Source organism: Streptomyces sp. NPDC001194 (genome assembly GCF_042896985.1).
Taxonomy (GTDB): domain Bacteria; phylum Actinomycetota; class Actinomycetes; order Streptomycetales; family Streptomycetaceae; genus Streptomyces.
Genome location: NZ_JBIAXU010000015.1, coordinates 113,990 through 130,942, shown reverse-complemented (window position 1 = coordinate 130,942; position 16,953 = coordinate 113,990). Strand labels below are relative to the sequence as shown.

The 16,953-nt window shown below is 70.4% G+C and carries 14 protein-coding genes; 10 read left to right on the top strand and 4 right to left on the bottom strand.

The window, feature by feature from the left end:
• Window positions 1-34: 34 nt before the first annotated feature.
• The 10 genes from rapZ (at window position 35) to pgi (ending at window position 12,258) form a co-directional block, all read left to right on the top strand.
• Window positions 35-982 (top strand): RNase adapter RapZ, encoded by a 948-nt coding sequence (gene rapZ / locus ACFY1T_RS26135; RefSeq protein WP_030858943.1) that lies wholly within the window; start codon window positions 35-37, stop codon window positions 980-982.
• Window positions 979-2,049, top strand: coding sequence for a uridine diphosphate-N-acetylglucosamine-binding protein YvcK (gene yvcK, locus ACFY1T_RS26130; RefSeq protein ID WP_030858945.1), 1,071 nt, complete (start codon window positions 979-981; stop codon window positions 2,047-2,049). The genes rapZ and yvcK overlap by 4 nt, the downstream gene beginning before the upstream one ends.
• Entirely contained in the window at window positions 2,040-3,029 is a 990-nt protein-coding gene (whiA, locus tag ACFY1T_RS26125; protein WP_030160342.1) for a DNA-binding protein WhiA, read from the top strand. Before yvcK ends, whiA begins: the two co-directional genes overlap by 10 nt.
• Before the next feature lie 171 nt (window positions 3,030-3,200).
• Window positions 3,201-6,152: a M14 family zinc carboxypeptidase gene (locus tag ACFY1T_RS26120; protein ID WP_390790322.1), complete on the top strand. Its 2,952-nt coding sequence runs from the start codon at window positions 3,201-3,203 to the stop codon at window positions 6,150-6,152.
• Window positions 6,153-6,383: 231 nt separating this feature from the next.
• A complete protein-coding gene (gene gap, locus ACFY1T_RS26115) occupies window positions 6,384-7,391 on the top strand; it encodes a type I glyceraldehyde-3-phosphate dehydrogenase (protein ID WP_030160344.1) in 1,008 nt (335 codons plus the stop codon).
• A 144-nt stretch (window positions 7,392-7,535) separates the two neighbouring features.
• On the top strand, window positions 7,536-8,747 hold the full coding sequence (locus ACFY1T_RS26110; protein WP_030858947.1) for a phosphoglycerate kinase: 1,212 nt from the start codon (window positions 7,536-7,538) through the stop codon (window positions 8,745-8,747).
• Window positions 8,748-8,753: 6 nt separating this feature from the next.
• The gene (gene tpiA / locus ACFY1T_RS26105; protein ID WP_390790321.1) at window positions 8,754-9,530 is read left to right on the top strand and encodes a triose-phosphate isomerase; all 777 of its coding nucleotides are present in this window, start codon (window positions 8,754-8,756) and stop codon (window positions 9,528-9,530) included.
• 152 nt (window positions 9,531-9,682) lie between these two features.
• Complete coding sequence (gene secG / locus ACFY1T_RS26100; protein WP_030858951.1) at window positions 9,683-9,904, top strand: preprotein translocase subunit SecG; 222 nt, start codon at window positions 9,683-9,685, stop codon at window positions 9,902-9,904.
• A gap of 187 nt (window positions 9,905-10,091) precedes the next feature.
• Window positions 10,092-10,427, top strand: coding sequence for an RNA polymerase-binding protein RbpA (locus tag ACFY1T_RS26095; protein WP_010352468.1), 336 nt, complete (start codon window positions 10,092-10,094; stop codon window positions 10,425-10,427).
• 175 nt (window positions 10,428-10,602) lie between these two features.
• A complete protein-coding gene (pgi, locus tag ACFY1T_RS26090; RefSeq protein ID WP_390790364.1) occupies window positions 10,603-12,258 on the top strand; it encodes a glucose-6-phosphate isomerase in 1,656 nt (551 codons plus the stop codon).
• Between the two features lie 88 nt (window positions 12,259-12,346).
• On the opposite strand, the gene pgl is transcribed toward pgi, so the two are convergent.
• The 4 genes from pgl to tal form a co-directional block, all read right to left on the bottom strand.
• Window positions 12,347-13,129 (bottom strand): 6-phosphogluconolactonase, encoded by a 783-nt coding sequence (gene pgl, locus ACFY1T_RS26085; protein WP_030858962.1) that lies wholly within the window; start codon window positions 13,127-13,129, stop codon window positions 12,347-12,349.
• Window positions 13,130-13,232: 103 nt separating this feature from the next.
• Window positions 13,233-14,273: a glucose-6-phosphate dehydrogenase assembly protein OpcA gene (gene opcA, locus ACFY1T_RS26080; protein ID WP_390790320.1), complete on the bottom strand. Its 1,041-nt coding sequence runs from the start codon at window positions 14,271-14,273 to the stop codon at window positions 13,233-13,235.
• A complete protein-coding gene (zwf, locus tag ACFY1T_RS26075; protein WP_373312979.1) occupies window positions 14,270-15,796 on the bottom strand; it encodes a glucose-6-phosphate dehydrogenase in 1,527 nt (508 codons plus the stop codon). The genes opcA and zwf overlap by 4 nt, the downstream gene beginning before the upstream one ends.
• A 5-nt stretch (window positions 15,797-15,801) precedes the next feature.
• Window positions 15,802-16,920, bottom strand: a complete 1,119-nt coding sequence (tal, locus tag ACFY1T_RS26070; protein ID WP_390790319.1) for a transaldolase — start codon at window positions 16,918-16,920, stop codon at window positions 15,802-15,804.
• Between the last annotated feature and the right edge of the window lie 33 nt (window positions 16,921-16,953).

Below are 16,953 nucleotides of genomic sequence, written 5' to 3'. Positions count from 1 at the left end.
GACCGACCAGACGAGCGGCGAGACGGCCGAGCAGATGACCGACCACACGACCGAGCACGACCGAGACGGAGCACAGGTGAGTACGGGCACGACAGTGGAGCCCGGAGATACCGCCGAGGCGGCCATCCCCGAGCTGGTGATCATCTCCGGCATGTCCGGGGCCGGGCGCAGTACGGCGGCCAAGTGTCTCGAGGACCTCGGCTGGTTCGTCGTCGACAACCTCCCGCCCGCGCTGATCCCCACCATGGTGGAGCTCGGCGCCCGCTCGCAGGGCAACGTGGCGCGCATCGCCGTCGTCGTCGACGTCCGCGGCCGCCAGTTCTTCGACGCCCTGCGCGAGTCCCTCTCCGACCTCGACAGCAAGGGCGTCACCCGGCGCATCGTCTTCCTGGAGTCCTCCGACGACGCCCTGGTCCGCCGCTTCGAGTCGGTCCGCCGCCCGCACCCCCTCCAGGGCGACGGCCGCATCACCGACGGCATCGCCGCCGAGCGCGACCTGCTGCGCGAGCTGCGCGGCGACGCCGACCTGGTCATCGACACCTCCAGCCTGAACGTGCACGAGCTGCGCGCGAAGATGGACGCCCAGTTCGCGGGCGACGAGGAGCCCGAGCTGCGGGCGACCGTCATGTCCTTCGGCTACAAGTACGGCCTGCCCGTCGACGCCGACCTCGTCGTCGACTGCCGCTTCATCCCGAACCCGCACTGGGTCCCCGAGCTGCGGCCCTTCACCGGCCTCAACCCGGAGGTGTCGGGCTACGTCTTCAGCCAGCCCGGCGCCAAGGAGTTCCTCGACCGCTACACCGAGCTGCTCCAGCTCATCGCCACCGGCTACCGCCGCGAGGGCAAGCGGTACGTGACCATCGCGGTCGGCTGCACCGGCGGCAAGCACCGCAGCGTGGCCATGTCCGAGAAGCTCGCTGCCCGCCTCGCCTCCGAGGGAGTCGAGACCGTCGTAGTCCACCGGGACATGGGGCGCGAGTGACCGGACGGACCCTGCGGCTGCGCCGCCTGCGCCGCCTCACCTCGGGGCGGGACGAGGACGGCGCGGGCCGCACCGGGCTGCGCCGCGGCGCGGCCCCCAGAGTGGTCGCACCCAAGGTCGTCGCCCTCGGCGGCGGCATGGGCCTGTCGGCCTCCCTGGCAGCCCTGCGCCGGATCACCGGCGAGCTCACCGCCGTCGTCACCGTCGCCGACGACGGCGGCTCCAGCGGCCGGCTCCGGGAGGAGCTCGGCGTGCTGCCCCCCGGCGACCTGCGCAAGGCGCTGGCGGCGCTGTGCGGCGACGACGACTGGGGCCAGACCTGGGCCCGCGTCATCCAGCACCGCTTCCAGTCCGAGGGCGACCTGCACGGGCACGCGGTCGGCAACCTGCTGATCGTCGCCCTGTGGGAACAGCTCGGCGACCCGGTCCAGGCGCTCGACCTGGTCGGGAAGCTGCTGGGCGCGCAGGGCCGGGTGCTGCCGATGTCGGCGGTGCCGCTGGAGCTGCAGGCCCTGGTCCGCGGCCACGACCCCGCCCGCCCGGGCGAGGTCGACACCGTGCGGGGGCAGGCCACGGTGGCCACCACCCCCGGCGAGGTGCTCTCCGTACAGGTCGTGCCCGGGGATCCGCCGGCCGTGCCGGAGGCCGTCGCCGCGGTCCTGGACGCGGACTGGGTGGTCCTCGGCCCCGGGTCGTGGTTCTCGTCCGTGATTCCGCACCTGCTGGTGCCGGAACTGCTCGACGCGCTGATCGAGACCAAGGCCCGCAGGGTCCTCTCGCTGAACCTCGCGCCGCAGCCCGGCGAAACAGAGGGCTTCTCTCCGCAGCGTCATTTGGAGGTTTTGGCCCGACACGCCCCTAAACTCGCCCTGGACGTGGTGCTGGCCGACGAGGCCGCCGTGCCCGACCGCGAGTCCCTCGCCGATGCCGCAAAACGGTTCGGTGCCGCGGTCGAGCTGGCGCCGGTGGCCAGGGAAGACGGCTCTCCGAAGCACGACCCGGAGCTGCTCGCCGCCGCGTACGACCGTATTTTTCGGATGCATGGAAGGATCGGCCCATGGCGATGACGCCAGCGGTGAAGGATGAGATCTCCCGGCTCCCCGTCACCCGGACCTGCTGCAGGAAGGCGGAGGTCTCGGCGATTCTTCGGTTCGCGGGCGGGCTGCACCTGGTGAGCGGGCGGATCGTCATCGAGGCGGAGCTGGACACCGGGATCGCTGCCCGGCGCCTGCGCAAGGACATCCTGGAGATCTTCGGCCATTCCTCGGACCTGGTCGTCATGGCGCCCGGCGGACTGCGCCGCGGCAGCCGGTACGTGGTCCGGGTCGTGGCCGGCGGTGACCAGCTGGCACGCCAGACGGGCCTCGTGGACGGCCGCGGCCGCCCCATCCGGGGTCTTCCCCCGCAGGTGGTCTCCGGGGCCACCTGTGACGCGGAGGCGGCCTGGCGCGGCGCCTTCCTGGCCCACGGCTCGCTCACCGAGCCGGGCCGGTCCTCCTCCCTGGAGGTGACCTGCCCGGGTCCGGAGGCCGCCCTGGCCCTGGTGGGTGCCGCGCGCCGGCTCTCCATCGCCGCCAAGGCGCGCGAGGTGCGCGGCGTGGACCGGGTCGTGGTCCGCGACGGGGACGCGATCGGCGCCCTGCTGACCCGTCTCGGCGCCCACGAGTCGGTGCTGGCCTGGGAGGAGCGGCGGATGCGGCGCGAGGTCCGCGCCACCGCCAACCGCCTCGCCAACTTCGACGACGCCAACCTGCGCCGTTCGGCGCGGGCCGCGGTGGCCGCCGGCGCCCGGGTCCAGCGCGCGCTGGAGATCCTCGGCGAGGAGGTCCCCGAGCACCTCGCGGCGGCCGGCCGGCTGCGCATGGAGCACAAGCAGGCCTCCCTGGAGGAGCTGGGCGCGCTCGCCGACCCGCCGCTGACGAAGGACGCGGTCGCGGGCCGGATCCGCCGCCTGCTGGCGATGGCCGACAAGCGGGCGCAGGACCTGGGCATCCCCGGCACCGAGTCCAACCTGAGCGAGGACCTGGCCGACAACATGGCCGGCTGAGGCCCCGGCTCCGCCGGGAGATCCCCCGTACGCCTCGCGCCGTACGTCTCAAAGGGGCCCGCACGTCACACGTGCGGGCCCCTTTGAGACACGCCCCATTGACATGAGCATCCCTTGATCGTGAGCCTGTCGTCCGAAGGCTTTCGTGGCAGACGACGCCCAGGGGGGCACATGAGGCACCGCGCGAGATCGATCCTCGCCGCAAGCGCACTCGTCATCGGAACCACACTGGCCGCCCTCCCGGCGGCCCACGCCCAGCCCGCCGCAGACGCCTCACCCGGCGCCGACGAGGTGCGGGTCTACGACGCGGACGTCACCAAGGAGCAGGTACCGCTGCTCCTCGCCGCGGGCCAGGACGCCCACGAGCTCACCGAGCGCGCCCCGGAGACCGGGACCGCCAAGGTCGAGCTCTTCCTCACCGGCGCCCAGGCCAAGGAGCTCGCCGGCCAGGGCGTCAAGCTCGAGCACAGGGTCCCGGCGAACGCGGCCCGTACCCAGACCGCCGGCGACGGGGTCTTCCGCCCGTACAGCGGAAAGGGCGGGCTCCAGGAGGAGATCCTCAAGACGGCCCAGGCCAGCCCCGGCCTCGCCAAGGTGGTCTCCATCGGCAAGACCGTCCAGGGCAAGGACATCCTGGCCCTGAAGGTCACCAAGAACGCCCGCACCACCAGGGACGGCGCCAAGCCGTCCGTGCTCTACATGTCCAACCAGCACGCGCGCGAGTGGATCACCCCCGAGATGACCCGGCGGCTGATGCACCACACCCTCGACAACTACGGCAAGGACCAGCGGATCACCAAGCTGGTGGACTCCACCGAGCTGTGGTTCCTGCTGTCCGCCAACCCGGACGGGTACGACTACACGCACTCCCCGGACGGCGACCGGCTGTGGCGCAAGAACCTGCGCGACAACAACGGCGACGGCAAGATCACCACTGGTGACGGCGTCGACCTCAACCGGAACTTCGCCTACAAGTGGGGCTACGACAACGAGGGTTCCTCGCCGAACCAGTCGAGCGAGACCTTCCGGGGCACCAAGCCCTCCTCCGAGCCGGAGACCGTCGCCCTCGACAGGTTCGAGAAGCGCATCGGCTTCAAGTACGCCATCAACTACCACTCCGCCTCCGAGCTGCTGCTCTACGGCGTGGGCTGGCAGGTGGCCACCCCCACCCCGGACGACGTCGCCTACAAGGCGCTCGCCGGCACCCCGGAGAACTCCGCGATCCCGGGCTACTACCCGCAGATCTCCTCCGAGCTCTACACCACCAACGGCGAGGCCGACGGCCACGCCGCGAACGTCAACGGCGTCATGATGTTCACGCCGGAGATGACCACCTGCCAGACGGCGTCGGTGAGCGACCCCGATGACCGGTGGAAGCCCGAGGACTGCCAGTCCGGCTTCAACTTCCCGGACGACGAGAAGCTCATCCAGGCGGAGTTCGCGAAGAACGTCCCCTTCGCCCTCGCGGTCGGCGAGAGCGCCGCCCACCCGGACCAGCCGAAGTCCTCCGTCGGCCTGAGCGCCGCCGACTTCACCCCGGACCCCTTCACCACCTCCTACGCGGCCAAGGGCGAGGACCAGACGGTCTCCGTCACCGCCCGCAAGGCGCTGAAGGACAAGCAGCTCAAGTTCCGCATCAACGGCGGCCGCACGCACGACGACGGGCTCAAGGCCTGGAAGGGCGGCGACGTCTACGGCGGCGACGACAACAACTGGTTCGACGAGTACCGGGCCGAGGTCGACGGCGCCAGGCCCGGCGACAAGGTCGAGGTCTGGTTCACCGGCCGCGGCGGCTCCGGCAAGCAGGTCTCCAGCGCGCACTTCACGTACACGGTGGCCGAGCGGCCGCGCGCCGACGTGCTGGTGATCGCGGAGGAGGGCGCCAAGGCCCAGCACGCGCAGGAGTACGTCGACGCCCTGCGCGCCAACGGCAAGTCCGCGGCGGTCTGGGACGTGGCCACGCAGGGCGCCCCGCACCACCTCGGCGTGCTCTCCCACTTCCGCACGGCCGTCCACTACACCGGCGCCAAGACCCCCGGCGGTGACACCCAGCTCGCCGTACGGGACTTCCTCAACGAGGGCGGCAAGCTGGTCGAGGCCGGTGAGCTGGCGGGCGGCAACGCCCAGGTCGGCCGTGCCGTGACGAACGACTTCAGCCAGTACTACCTCGGCGCCTACAGCCGTACGAGTGCCGGCGGCGCGAAGGGCTTCACCGGTACGGGTGCCCTCACCGGCGCCAAGGGCGGCCTGGGCGACGCGGCGGGCAACCCGTTCAACGCCCCCGGTTCGTACGCGGTCACCTCCGACTCCCTGCCGGCGGCGCAGTTCCCTCAGTTCAAGAGCGCGCAGGCCGGCCAGTACGCCGGGGTCGTGAACCCGTACGCCCCCTACTCCGGCACGGGGATGGCCGCGGCCACCCACGAGGACGACGAGTGGAAGCGGCTGACCCGCACCATCGACCTGACCAAGGTCACCGCCGCCGACAAGCCGCAGCTCAAGATGGCCCTCAACTGGAACACCGAGGAGGGCTACGACCACGCGATCCTGGAGGCGCACACCACCGGCGCCGAGGACTGGACCACGCTGCCCGAGGCGGGCGGTCTGAGCGGCAACGCCGTCCCGACGGAGTGCGAGGCCGGGTTCTACGTCAACGGCCACCCCTTCCTGAAGCACTACCTGACCCTCGACAGCGCCGGCTGCACCGCCAGTGGCACGAGCGGCCAGTGGAACAGCTTCACCGGGTCCTCCGACGGCTGGAAGCAGGTCGCCTTCGACCTGAGCGCGTACGCGGGCAAGACCGTCGAGGTCTCCCTCTCCTACGTCTCGGACGGCGGCTCCGGCGGCCGCGGCCTCTTCGCGGACGACGCACGCGTCGTCGTCGGGGGAGCCGAGCAGGCCGTGGAGGGGTTCGAGACCTCCCTGGGCGCCTGGACCGCCCAGGGCGCACCTGCCGGAAGTCCCGCGGTGCCGGGCGATTGGGCCCGGTCCGGCGAGCTGTTCAAGTCCTACGCCTCGGTGACTACGCGTAACACGGTGCTCCTCGGCTTCGGCCTCGAACACCTGCCGGCGGCGGCGGACCGAGCCGTACTCGTCGGTAAGGCGCTCAGGTCGCTGCACCACTGATCATACGAGCCCCTTTCGCTCACTCTGAGTGATGGGGGCGGAAGTCCCCGGGGTCCCGTTCCGAGCGCAGGGTACGGGCCCCGGGGGCGGTCTCCCGTGGGGCGAGGGGAGTGTCAGGTCCCGGCCGATGTCACTCGGAAGCTCACGGAGAGGTAGGGTCGTAAGCGGTCGGGGACATCCCATACAGCTCGCCGGCGGGACAGGCCGGCGCACCAACGAGGAGATCGGTTCGTGACGATCCGCGTAGGCATCAACGGTTTTGGCCGCATTGGCCGCAACTACTTCCGGGCGCTCCTTGAGCAGGGAGCGGACATCGAGATCGTCGGTGTCAACGACCTGACTGACAACGCGACCCTGGTGCACCTGCTCAAGTACGACACCATCCTGGGCCGCCTCAAGGCCGAGGTCTCCCACACCGACGACACCATCACCGTCGGCGGCAACACCTTCAAGACGTTCGCCGAGCGTGACCCCGCGAACCTGCCCTGGGGCGAGCTCGGCGCGGACATCGTCATCGAGTCGACCGGCATCTTCACGAAGAAGGCCGATGCCGCCAAGCACATCGCCGCGGGCGCGAAGAAGGTCCTCATCTCGGCTCCGGCCAAGGACGAGGACATCACGATCGTGATGGGCGTCAACCAGGACAAGTACGACGCGGCCAACCACCACGTCATCTCCAACGCCTCCTGCACCACCAACTGCGTGGCGCCGATGGCCAAGGTTCTCGACGAGAACTTCGGCATCGTCAAGGGCATGATGACCACGGTCCACGCGTACACGAACGACCAGCGCATCCTGGACTTCCCGCACTCGGACCTGCGCCGCGCCCGCGCCGCCGCCGAGAACATCATCCCGACCTCGACGGGCGCCGCGAAGGCCACCGCTCTGGTCCTCCCGCAGCTCAAGGGCAAGCTGGACGGCATCGCCATGCGCGTCCCGGTCCCGACCGGCTCGGTCACCGACCTCGTCCTGGAGCTCTCCCGCGAGACCACCAAGGAAGAGATCAACGCGGCCTTCCAGAAGGCCGCCGAGGGCCAGCTCAAGGGCATCCTCGACTACACCGAGGACGCGATCGTCTCCTCCGACATCGTGAACTGGCCGGCTTCCTGCACCTTCGACTCCTCCCTGACCATGGTTCAGGACGGTACGCAGGTCAAGGTCGTCGGCTGGTACGACAACGAGTGGGGCTACTCCAACCGCCTCGTCGACCTGACCGTCTTCGTCGGCGGTCAGCTCTAAGTCTCAGGTAGCAGGGCCAGGCACCAAGATGTGAGGACAGGGTCCGGTCAGCGCGATGGAGCGCTGCACGGGCCCTGTCGTCTGCCTCCACCGATCGGCCCCGCACCGGCAGAACCCGTGTATGGGGATAAGGAGTAGAAACACATGAAGACGATCGACGAACTGCTCGCCGACGGCGTGACCGGCAAGCGGGTCTTCGTCCGCGCCGATCTCAACGTGCCGCTCGCGGGCGACACGATCACCGACGACGGCCGCATCCGCGCCGTGCAGCCGACCATCGCGAAGCTCGCCGAAGCCGGCGCCCGCGTGATCGTCGCCTCGCACCTGGGCCGCCCCAAGGGCGCCCCGGACCCGGCCTTCTCACTCGCTCCGGCCGCCAAGCGACTCGGTGAACTGCTCGGTGCGGACGTCGCGTTCGCCACCGACACCGTCGGATCCTCCGCCAAGGAGACCGTGGCCGCCCTCGCCGACGGCCAGGTCGCCGTCATCGAGAACCTGCGCTTCAACGCCGGTGAGACCTCGAAGGACGACGCCGAGCGCGGCGCCTTCGCGGACCAGCTCGCCGAGCTCGCCGACGTCTACGTCGGCGACGGCTTCGGCGCCGTCCACCGCAAGCACGCCTCGGTCTTCGACCTGCCCGCGCGCCTCCCGCACGTGGCCGGCTACCTGATCGCCACCGAGGTCGGCGTCCTGAAGAAGCTGACCGCCGAGGTCAAGCGCCCCTACGTCGTCGTCCTCGGCGGCGCCAAGGTCTCCGACAAGCTGGCCGTCATCGACCAGCTGCTCGGCAAGGCCGACCGCATCCTCATCGGCGGCGGCATGGCCTACACCTTCCTCTACGCCAAGGGCCACGAGGTCGGCATCTCCCTGCTCCAGAAGGACCAGGTGGACGTCGTCAAGGAGTACATGGCACGCGCCGAGAAGCTGGGCGTCGAGCTGGTCCTCCCGGTCGACATCCTGGCCTCGGCGGACTTCCCCGACCTCAAGGGCAAGACCCCGGCCGAGTTCGTCACCGTCGACGCGGACAAGATCCCCGCCGACAAGGAGGGTCTGGACATCGGTCCCAAGACCCGTGAGCTGTACGCGTCGAAGATCGCCGACGCGGAGACCGTCTTCTGGAACGGTCCCGTGGGCGTCTTCGAGCACCCCGACTACGCCGGAGGCACCCGCGCCGTCGCGCAGGCCCTCGTCGACAGCAGCGCGTTCACCGTGGTCGGCGGCGGCGACTCCGCCGCGGCCGTGCGCACGCTCGGCTTCGACGAGAACGCTTTCGGTCACATCTCGACCGGTGGCGGCGCCTCCCTCGAATACCTCGAGGGCAAGACGCTCCCCGGCCTCGCCGCACTGGAGGTCTGAACCCGTATGACCACGCGTACCCCGCTGATGGCGGGCAACTGGAAGATGAACCTCAACCACCTCGAGGCCATCGCACACGTCCAGAAGCTCGCCTTCGCGCTCGCCGACAAGGACTACGACGCCGTCGAGGTCGCGGTCCTGCCGCCCTTCGTCGACCTGCGCTCGGTCCAGACCCTGGTCGACGGCGACAAGCTGAAGATCAAGTACGGCGCCCAGGACATCTCGGCGCACGACTCCGGCGCCTACACCGGCGAGATCTCCGGCTCCATGCTCGCGAAGCTGAAGTGCACGTACGTGGCCGTCGGCCACAGCGAGCGCCGCCAGTACCACGGCGAGAGCGACGAGCTCTGCAACGCCAAGGTCAAGGCCGCCTACCAGCACGGGATCACCCCGATCCTCTGCGTCGGCGAGGGCCTGGACGTCCGCAAGGCCGGGCAGCAGGTCCCGCACACCCTGGCCCAGGTCGACGGCGGCCTCAAGGACCTCCCGGCCGAGCAGGCCGAGTCCATCGTGATCGCGTACGAGCCCGTCTGGGCGATCGGCACCGGCGAGGTCGCCACCCCCGAGGACGCGCAGGAGGTCTGCGGGGCGATCCGCACCCGCCTCGCCGAGCTCTACTCCCAGGAGCTGGCCGACAAGGTCCGCATCCAGTACGGCGGCTCGGTCAAGTCCGGCAACATCGCGGCGATCATGGCGCAGCCCGACGTCGACGGCGCCCTGATCGGCGGCGCGGCACTGGACGCGGACGAGTTCGTGAAGATCGTCCGCTTCCGCGACCAGTGACCTGCGTGATCGTCGCAGCGAGTATGCGGTAGGGCGGATCCGTCGTACCCTTGCGGGGGCCAGGAGGCTGAACCGACAGCCACTGGCCCCCGCGCACGTCAAAGCGGAGCCGGACAGCCAGTAAAGCCAGAAAGTAGGAATCAGCCGTGATTATGGGGTTCTCGATCGCCCTGATCGTCTTCAGCGCCCTGCTGATGCTGCTCGTGCTGATGCACAAGGGCAAGGGCGGCGGCCTTTCCGACATGTTCGGCGGCGGCATGCAGTCCTCCGTCGGCGGCTCCTCGGTCGCGGAGCGCAACCTGGACCGCATCACCGTCGTGATCGGCCTGCTCTGGTTCGCCTGCATCATGGCCCTCGGGATTCTGCTGAAGTAGCGGAGCCGACGGTTCTGGCCATTGTGCCCGTCCGGTCGGCTCCACCCCGCCTATCATGAGGACTGCGTCCACGCCCTGGAGTGAGTAACTCCATGTGATGGACGTGCGTTGGGCCTTACGTAGACTGGGGCGCCCGCAGCGGAATCCACTCACGCTTCGCGGCACCATCACGCAGGGAGTTACGACCGTGGCAAGTGGCAACGCGATCCGTGGCAGTCGGGTCGGAGCGGGGCCGATGGGTGAGGCCGAGCGCGGCGAGTCCGCGCCCCGCCTGCGCATCTCCTTCTGGTGCTCGAACGGGCACGAGACGCAGCCGAGCTTCGCCAGCGACGCGCAGGTGCCGGACACCTGGGACTGCCCGCGCTGCGGGTTCCCGGCCGGCCAGGACCGGGACAATCCGCCGGCGCCGCCGCGCACCGAGCCGTACAAGACGCACCTGGCGTACGTGCGGGAGCGCCGGTCGGACGCCGACGGCGAGGCGATCCTCGCGGAGGCGCTCGCCAAGCTCCGCGGTGAGATCTGACGAACGCAAGAGTGACGGTGTGACATGGGGCCCGGCCCGCAGGAGTCTTCTCCAGCGGGCCGGGCCCCTTTGCGTACCCCGCGCCGAAGGCGCTGTCCGGCACACCCCCCTTTGATCCCTTAAGTTGGTGATCGGCGGGGCACGACAGGACGGAAGAAACGGGTTGATGTCCGAGATGAACGCAGACAGCCGTACGAGGCTCAACCGGACGCCCGAGTGGCTGGCACTCGGCAAGCACCGCGAAGAGCTGGGGCAGACGCACCTGCGCGAGCTGTTCGCGGCGGATCCGAACCGGGGAACGGGCTACACGCTGCGGGTCGGGGACCTGTACATCGACTACTCGAAGCACCTGGTGACGGACGAGACGCTGGAGCTGCTGCGCGAGCTGGCGGCGGCGACGGGCGTGGCCGAGCTGCGCGAGGCGATGTTCCGCGGCGAGAAGATCAACACGACGGAGGACCGGGCGGTCCTGCACACCGCCCTGCGCGCGCCGCGGGACGCGGTGATCGAGGTGGACGGCGAGAACGTCGTCCCCGCGGTGCACGCCGTGCTCGACAAGATGGCGGCCTTCTCCGGCCAGGTCCGGTCGGGGGAGTGGACCGGCTTCACCGGTCAGCGCATCAAGAACGTGGTCAACATCGGCATCGGCGGCTCCGACCTGGGCCCGGCGATGGCGTACGAGGCGCTGCGCGCGTTCACCGACCGCGGCCTGACCGTGCGGTTCGTGTCCAACGTGGACGGCGCCGACCTGCACGAGGCCGTACGGGACCTGGACCCGGCGCAGACGCTGTTCATCATCGCCTCCAAGACCTTCACCACCATCGAGACCATCACCAACGCCGAGTCGGCGCGGGAGTGGCTGCTGGCGGGTCTGGGCGGTGACGCGGCGGCCGTGGCACGGCACTTCGTGGCGCTGTCGACCAACGAGGAGAAGGTCGCCGCGTTCGGCATCGATCCGGCCAACATGTTCGGGTTCTGGGACTGGGTCGGCGGACGCTACTCCTTCGACTCCGCGATCGGGCTCTCGCTGATGATCGCGATCGGGCCGGACGCCTTCCGGGAGATGCTGGGCGGCTTCCGGACGGTCGACGAGCACTTCCGCACGGCCCCGCCGGAGCAGAACGTGCCTCTCCTGATGGGCATGTTGGGGGTCTGGTACGGGGCGTTCTTCGACGCGCAGTCGCACGCGGTCCTCCCGTACAGCCACTACCTCTCCCGGTTCACCGCGTACCTCCAGCAGCTGGACATGGAGTCCAACGGCAAGTCCGTGGACCGGGACGGCAATCCGGTGGACTGGCAGACCGGTCCGGTGGTGTGGGGCACGCCCGGCACCAACGGGCAGCACGCGTACTACCAGTTGATCCACCAGGGCACGAAGGTGATCCCGGCGGACTTCATCGGCTTCGCCCGGCCGCTCGGCGAACTGGAGCCGAAGCTGGCGGACCAGCACGACCTGCTGATGGCGAACTTCTTCGCGCAGACGCAGGCGCTGGCCTTCGGCAAGACGGCGGACGAGGTCCGCGCGGAGGGCGTCGCGGAGCCGCTGGTCCCGCACAAGACCTTCAAGGGCAACCACCCGACCACGACGATCCTGGCGCAGGACCTCACCCCGGCGGTGCTGGGCCAGCTGATCGCGCTGTACGAGCACAAGGTGTTCGTACAGGGCGCGGTGTGGAACATCGACTCCTTCGACCAGTGGGGAGTGGAGCTCGGCAAGGTGCTGGCGAAGCGGGTCGAGCCGGCGCTGACGGACGGCACGGAGGTGCCGGGGCTGGACGCCTCCTCCAAGGCCCTGGTGGCCGCCTACCGGGAGCTGCGCGGCCGCGGCTGACGCACGGCCGCCGGACGGCCGCCGGACACGCACAAGGGCCCGCTCCCCGTTCGGGGGGCGGGCCCTTCGGCCGTACGGGGCCGCCGGATCAGGAGGCGGCCGGCGGGTACAGGCCCGCCGGGAGCTTCGCCGCGGCCGTGCGGTCCAGCAGCCACAGGGTGCGGGAGCGGCCGTACGCCTGGGCGGCGGGGGCCTGGACGGCGCCGGCGCCGCCCAGGGCGATGGCCACCGCCCCGGCCTTGTCCTCGCCCGCCGCCAGCAGCCAGACCTCGCGGGCCGCCCGGATCGCCGGGAGGGTCAGGGAGATCCGGGTGGGCGGCGGCTTGGGGGCGCCGTGCACGCCGACGACCGTGCGCTCGCTCTCGCGGGAGGCCGGGTGCTCGGGGAAGAGCGAGGCGATGTGGGTGTCCGGTCCGACGCCCAGCATCAGGACGTCGAAGGTGGGGACCGGCCCGTGGTCCTCGGGCCCGGCCGCCTTGGCCAGCTCGGCCGCGTAGGCGGCGGCCGCGGCGTCCACGTCCGCCCCGTACGGGCCGTCGGAGGCGGGCATGGCGTGCACGCGGGCCGGGTCGACGGGTACGGAGTCCAGGAGGGCCTCACGGGCCTGGGTGTGGTTGCGCTCGGGGTCGTCGGCGGGGACGTAGCGCTCGTCGCCCCACCACAGGTCGATCCGCGACCAGTCGACGGCGTCGCGGGCCGGGGCCGCGGCGAGCGCGGCGAGGAGGCCGTTGCCGTTGCGGCCGCCGGTGAGGACGACGGAGGCGCTGCCGCGGGCGGCCTGCGCGTCGACGATCTTGGTGATGAGCCGGGCGGCTGCCGCCTGGGCCATCAGTTCCTTGTCGCGGTGGACGACGACTTGGGGGGTCGTCATGCCCATGTGCTGCCGCCTTGTCGATCGTGGGTGAACCGGGCTCCGCCCCGGACCCCGGACCCCCTGCGGGGCCGGGGTCCGGGGCGCAGGCCCGGCACAGCGGTTACTTGGCCGGAGCCTTCTTCGAAGGCTTCGCCGCCGGCTTCGCGGGTGCGGCGTCGGCCTTGGGGCCGGTCGCCGTCTCCGGGGATTCGACGGGCGCGGCCTTGACCGGGCCCTCGGCGTCGAGCTTGGTCACGCCGAACTTCAGCGCGGCCTCGAACGTGTTGTCCGGGTCGAGCCGGCGCAGTTCCTCCGCCAGGAGCTCGGCCGTGTCACGGCGCTTGAGCGCCACGGCACGGTCGGGCTGCCCCGGCATGCACAGCGTCGCCAGGGAGCCGTCCGCACGGTCCAGGACGATGTCCCCGTCCTTGGTCTCCAGCCGGACGGAGGTCAGGCCGGGACCGGCCGAGGCCGTGCGCCGGACGGGAACCTGGAGGCGGTCCGCCAGCCACATGGCCAGCAGCTCGCAGCTCGGGTTCTCGTCCTCGCCCTCGACGAGCACCGAGGAGACCTTGACGGCCTGCTGGTCCAGCGCGGCCGCCAGCATCGAACGCCACGGCGTGATCCGGGTCCAGGACAGGTCCGTGTCACCCGGGGCGTAGGCCGCGGCCCGCTGCCCGAGCGCCTGCTGCGGGTTCTCGCAGGCGTACGTGTCCGAGATCCGGCGCTGCCCGAGCGCACCCAGCGGGTCGCCCGCCAGGTCCGACGGGGCACCGTCCGGCCACCAGACCACGACGGGCGCGTCCGGCAGGAGGAGCGGGAGAACCACCGACTGGGCGTGGTTGACCAGTTCACCGTGGAGGCGGAGCACCACCGTCTCGCCGGTGCCGGCGTCCGCCCCGACGCGGACTTCCGCGTCGAGACGGGCGTCGCGGCGGCTGCGAGCCGAGCGGCTGACCCGCTTGATGACGACGACGATCCGCGAAGGGTGTTCGTGGGACGCGTCGTTCGCCGACTTGAGCGCGTCGTACGCGTTCTCTTCGTCGGTCACGATCACCAGCGTGAGGACCATGCCGATGGCCGGCGTGCCGATGTCCCGGCGCGCCTGCACCAACGCGGCGTTGATCTTGCTGGAGGTGGTCTCCGTGAGGTCGATCTTCATGGCCGGCGCCAGCTCCGTCCGTCTCGTGCGAGCATCTCGTCCGCCTCGACCGGCCCCCAGGTACCCGCCGGGTACTGCGCGGGCTTGCCGTGCTTGTCCCAGTACTCCTCGATCGGGTCGAGGATGTTCCAGGACAGCTCGACCTCCTGGTGGCGCGGGAAGAGGTTCGCGTCACCCAGCAGGACGTCGAGGATCAGCCGCTCGTACGCCTCGGGGCTCGACTCCGTGAAGGACTCGCCGTACGCGAAGTCCATCGTGACGTCCCGGACCTCCATGGAGGTGCCCGGGACCTTGGAGCCGAAGCGCACCGTGATGCCCTCGTCCGGCTGGACCCGGATGACCAGGGCGTTCTGCCCCAGCTCCTCGGTCGCGCCCGACTCGAACGGCAGGTACGGGGCCCGCTTGAAGACGACCGCGATCTCGGTCACCCGGCGGCCCAGGCGCTTGCCCGTCCGCAGGTAGAACGGGACGCCCGCCCAGCGGCGGTTGTTGATCTCCAGGCGGATGGCCGCGTAGGTGTCGGTCTTCGACTTGGGGTCGATGCCGTCCTCTTCGAGGTACCCGACGACCTTCTCGCCGCCCTGCCACGCCGCCGAGTACTGGCCGCGCACGGTGTGCTTGCCCAGGTCCTCGGGGAGCTCGACGGCCGTGAGGACCTTGAGCTTCTCCGCCACCAGCGCCTTGGGGTGGAAGGAGCCGGGCTCCTCCATCGCGGTCAGCGCGAGCAGCTGCAGCAGGTGGTTCTGGATGACGTCACGGGCCGCGCCGATGCCGTCGTAGTACCCGGCCCGGCCGCCGATGCCGATGTCCTCGGCCATGGTGATCTGCACGTGGTCGACGTACGACCGGTTCCAGATCGGCTCGAACATCGTGTTGGCGAAGCGGAGCGCCAGGATGTTCTGGACGGTCTCCTTGCCGAGGTAGTGGTCGATGCGGAAGACCTCGTCCCGCGGGAAGACCTCGTGGACGACCTTGTTGAGCTCCTCGGCGCTCTTCAGGTCGTGCCCGAAGGGCTTCTCGATGACGGCACGCCGCCAGGAGCCCTCCTTCTGCGCCAGCCCGTGGTTCTTGAGCTGCTGGACCACCTTGGGGAAGAACTTCGGGGGCACCGACAGGTAGAAGGCGAAGTTGCCGCCCGTGCCCTGTGCCTTGTCCAGGTCGTCGATCGTGGACTTCAGGGTCTCGAAGGCCGCGTCGTCGTCGAAATCGCCCTGCACGAAGCGGCAGCCCTGCACCAGCTGCTGCCAGACCTCCTCCCGGAAGGGGGTGCGCGAGTGCTGCTTGACGGCCTCGTACACCTCCTGGGCGAAGTCCTCGTGCTCCCACTCGCGGCGGGCGAAGCCGATCAGCGAGAAGCCCGGCGGCAGCAGCCCCCGGTTCGCCAGGTCGTAGATGGCGGGCATCAGCTTCTTGCGCGACAGGTCACCCGTAACGCCGAAAATGACCAGGCCGGACGGCCCCGCGATGCGCGGGAGCCGCCGGTCCTGTGCGTCACGAAGCGGGTTCGCTCCGTTCACAGACAAGGTGTTCAGGCCTCCGTGGGGGCAAGGCGCGCGAGCTCCGCCTCGGTGGACTTCAGCAGATCGTTCCAGGACGCCTCGAACTTCTCGACGCCCTCGTCCTCGAGCAGCTGCACCACATCGTCGTACGAGACGCCCAGCTTCGCGACCGCGTCGAGCTCGGCGCGGGACTGGTCGTACGTGGCGCGCACGGTGTCACCCGTGACCTCACCGTGGTCGGCGGTGGCCTCCAGGGTGGCCTCCGGCATGGTGTTCACCGTGTTCGGGGCGACCAGGTCGACCACGTACAGGGTGTCCTTGTACGCCGGGTCCTTGACGCCGGTCGAGGCCCACAGCGGACGCTGCTTGTTGGCGCCGACGCGCTCCAGGGCGTTCCACCGGTCGGAGGAGAACACCTCTTCGTAGGCCTCGTAGGCCAGACGGGCGTTGGCGAGGGCCGCCTTGCCCTTGAGGGCCTTGGCCTCGTCGGTGCCGACGGCGTCCAGGCGCTTGTCGATCTCCGAGTCCACGCGGGACACGAAGAAGGAGGCGACCGAGTGGATCAGGGAGAGGTCCAGGCCCGCGGCCTTGGCCTTCTCCAGACCCGCCAGGTACGCGTCCATGACCTCGCGGTAGCGCTCCAGCGAGAAGATCAGCGTGACGTTGACGCTGATGCCCTTGCCGATGACCTCGGTGATCGCCGGCAGGCCGGCCTTGGTCGCCGGGATCTTGATGAGCGTGTTCGGGCGGTCCACCAGCCAGGCGAGCTGCTTGGCCTCGGCGATCGTCGCCGTGGTGTTGTGGGCCAGGCGCGGGTCGACCTCGATGGAGACCCGGCCGTCCTGGCCGTCGGTGCGGTCGTAGACCGGGCGCAGGATGTCGGCGGCGTCGCGGACGTCCGCCGTCGTGATCATGCGGATGGCCTCGTCGACGGTGACCTTGCGGGCGGCGAGGTCGGCGAGCTGCTGCTCGTAGCCGTCGCCGCTGCTGATCGCCTTCTGGAAGATCGACGGGTTGGTGGTGACACCGACCACGTGCGACTGGTCGATGAGCTCGGCCAGGTTGCCGGACGTGATGCGCTTGCGGGACAGGTCGTCCAGCCAGATCGCCACGCCCTCGTCGGAGAGGCGCTTGAGTGCGTCTGTCATGGGAATTGCATCTCCTACTGGGTTGGTACGGGC